The 2,903-nt window shown below is 72.9% G+C and carries 2 protein-coding genes; both read right to left on the bottom strand.

Features of this window, described 5'->3' with window-relative positions; genetic code table 11:
* Nucleotides 1-80: 80 nt before the first annotated feature.
* Nucleotides 81-1,427, bottom strand: a complete 1,347-nt coding sequence (locus ACFQ11_RS37460) for a sensor histidine kinase (RefSeq protein ID WP_378307674.1) — start codon at nt 1,425-1,427, stop codon at nt 81-83.
* 187 nt (nt 1,428-1,614) lie between these two features.
* The coding region (gene rho, locus ACFQ11_RS37455; RefSeq protein WP_378307672.1) for a transcription termination factor Rho at nt 1,615-2,903 on the bottom strand (1,289 nt) is incomplete at its 5' end.

Below are 2,903 nucleotides of genomic sequence, written 5' to 3'. Positions count from 1 at the left end.
GAGGGCGCGGACGGGCGCGGGCGCGGGCGGGCGCGGGCGGGCGCGGCCCCGGAGGGACCGCGCCCGCCCGTGCCGGACGGTCACCAGGTGCAGGGCAGGTCCGCGCGGATGATCGTGGGGCCGCCGGGCGGGCTGTCCACGATCAGCATCCCGTCGATCGTGGCGGCCCGGTCGGCCAGGCCGGCGAGGCCGCCGTCGGGGGCGGCGACGGCTCCGCCCACACCGTCGTCGATCACCTCGACCACGACCCAGGCGTCCTCCCGCGCCACGCGGACGGACGCGCGGGTCGCGCGGGCGTACTTCGCGATGTTGGCGAGGGACTCGGCGACGATGAAGTAGGCGATGCTCTCCACCGCCGCCGGGGGACGCTCGGGCAGGTCGACGTCCACGTCCACCGGGACGGGCGCGCGGGCGGCGAGGCCGGACAGGGCGGGGTCGAGGCCGCGGTCGGTGAGGATGGCCGGGTAGATGCCGCGGGCCAGGTCGCGCAGTTCGGAGATGGCCTCCTTGGTGCCGGTGTGGGCCTGCTCGATCAGCGCGCGGGCGCCCTCCGGGTCGTGCTCGAGCTTGGCGCGGGCGCGGCCGATGTCCATCGCGACGGCCAGCAGGCGCTGCTGGGCGCCGTCGTGCAGGTCGCGTTCGATGCGGCGGCGCTCGGACTCGGCGGCGTCCACGCCGCGGGCCCGGCTGGCCTGGAGGCGGTCGGCGCGGGCCTGCTGCCGGCGCGCCTCCAGCTGGGACGCGTTCGGCCCGAGCAGGAACGCCGCGTACAGGGCGTGCCCGATCCCCATCACGCGCGTCACGTACATCGCCAGGACGGTGAAGGCGCAGCCGACGGGGACGGCGAGCAACCCCTCGAACAGGTTCTGCGGATCGTAGGTGACCAGGTCGCCCACCACGACCCGCATGTCCTCACCGAGCAGGACGACCACCGGCGCGGCGAGGAAGGCCCCGGCCGCCGCCCAGAGCGTCACCGAGATCGTGAACTCGACGAGCGTGACGGGGAACAGCAGCGCGAAGTACGCGAAGTCCTTCCAGGTGGCGGGGTCGGCCGCCATGACCTTCAGCTTCCGGAACAGGTTGCCCTTGGGCAGCGGCCGGTAGGGCGTCGGGATCGTGACGCCGAAGGCGCCCTTCATGAGCGCGCGTTCGATGATCGCGCCGCCCCGCCACAGCAGCAGGAGCAGGGCCGCCAGCGGCACCCCGACCCAGATGATGACGAGGCCCACCGACAGCGCGACCCCGGTCACCAGGAGCGTGAACCAGGCGGTGCCGAACGCCAGGCCGACGAGCTGGTAGGCCGCCGAACGCCAGGTGAGGGACGACCGCGCCATGTCCAGCGGCCGCCAGGACGCGCGCGCCACCGACCGTCCCGTGCTCGCGCCGCCGATCGTGGCGCCGCCCGGCACCGTGCTCAACCCGCCCATGACACCCCTCCGCGGCCGGTTCTCCGTACGTTTCCAGAGTGGTCGATGGGCGGGCGGGCCGCCATGATGGCCGCCTGTGGTTTCGGGGTGGGGAAAACCCCACCATGGGCGCCCGGCGCGCGCCGCCCCCGTCCGTACGCGCGTCGCCCCCGCCCGGACGGACCGGACGGGGGCGACGTGCGACGCGTCAGCGGTCGTCGGACACCGTCGTCTTCTGCACCTGCAGGAGGAACTCGGCGTTCGACTTGGTCTCCTTCATCTTCTCGATGAGGAGTTCCAGCGCCTGCTGGGTGTCGAGCGCGTGCAGCACCCTGCGCAGCTGCCACACGACCCGCAGCTCCTCGGGAGCCATGAGGATCTCCTCCTTGCGGGTGCTGGACTGGTCGACGTCCACCGCCGGGAAGATCCGCTTGTCCGCGAGACCCCGGTTGAGCTTGAGCTCCATGTTGCCGGTGCCCTTGAACTCCTCGAAGATGACCTCGTCCATCCGCGACCCGGTCTCGACCAGGGCGGTGGCGAGGATCGTCAGGGAGCCGCCGTTCTCGATGTTGCGCGCGGCGCCGAAGAAGCGCTTCGGCGGGTACAGCGCGGTCGAGTCGACGCCACCGGACAGGATCCGCCCGGACGCCGGGGCCGCCAGGTTGTAGGCGCGGCCGAGGCGGGTGATCGAGTCGAGCAGGACGACGACGTCGTGCCCGAGCTCGACGAGCCGCTTGGCGCGCTCGATGGCCAGCTCGGCGACCGTGGTGTGGTCCTCCGCGGGACGGTCGAAGGTCGAGTGGATGACCTCGCCCTTCACCGTCCGCTGCATGTCGGTGACCTCTTCCGGACGCTCGTCCACCAGGACGACCATCAGGTGGCACTCCGGGTTGTTCTTGGTGATCGCGTTGGCGATCGCCTGGAGCACCATCGTCTTGCCGGCCTTGGGCGGCGACACGATCAGGCCGCGCTGCCCCTTGCCGATCGGCGACACGAGGTCGATGATCCGGGTCGTCAGGACGCCCGGGTCGGACTCGAGGCGCAGCCGCTCCTGCGGGTACAGCGGGGTCAGCTTCGAGAAGTCGACGCGGCCCTTCGACTGCTCCGGCTCCATGCCGTTGACGGTGTCGAGCCGGACGAGCGCGTTGAACTTCTCGCGCCGCTCGCCCTCCCGGGCCTGCCGGACGGCGCCGGTGATGACGTCGCCCTTGCGCAGCCCGTTCTTGCGGACCTGCGACAGCGAGACGTACACGTCGTTCGGGCCCGGCAGGTATCCCGTCGTGCGGACGAACGCGTAGTTGTCCAGGATGTCGAGGATGCCCGCGACGGGGATGAGGACGTCGTCCTCACTGATCACCGGCTCCTCGTAGCGCTCGCGGCCGCGGCCGCGGTTGCGCTCGCGGAACCGGCGCCCGCGCCGGCCCCGGCCGCCGCCCTCGTCGTCGTCGTGCCGGCCGCCGCCGCGCTGGCCGCCGCGGTCGCGGCCGCCGTCGCCGC

The sequence above is a fragment of the Actinomadura sediminis genome (genome assembly GCF_042675525.1).
Classification (GTDB): Bacteria; Actinomycetota; Actinomycetes; order Streptosporangiales; family Streptosporangiaceae; genus Spirillospora; species Spirillospora sediminis.
This window is presented reverse-complemented; position numbering and strand designations above follow the sequence as displayed.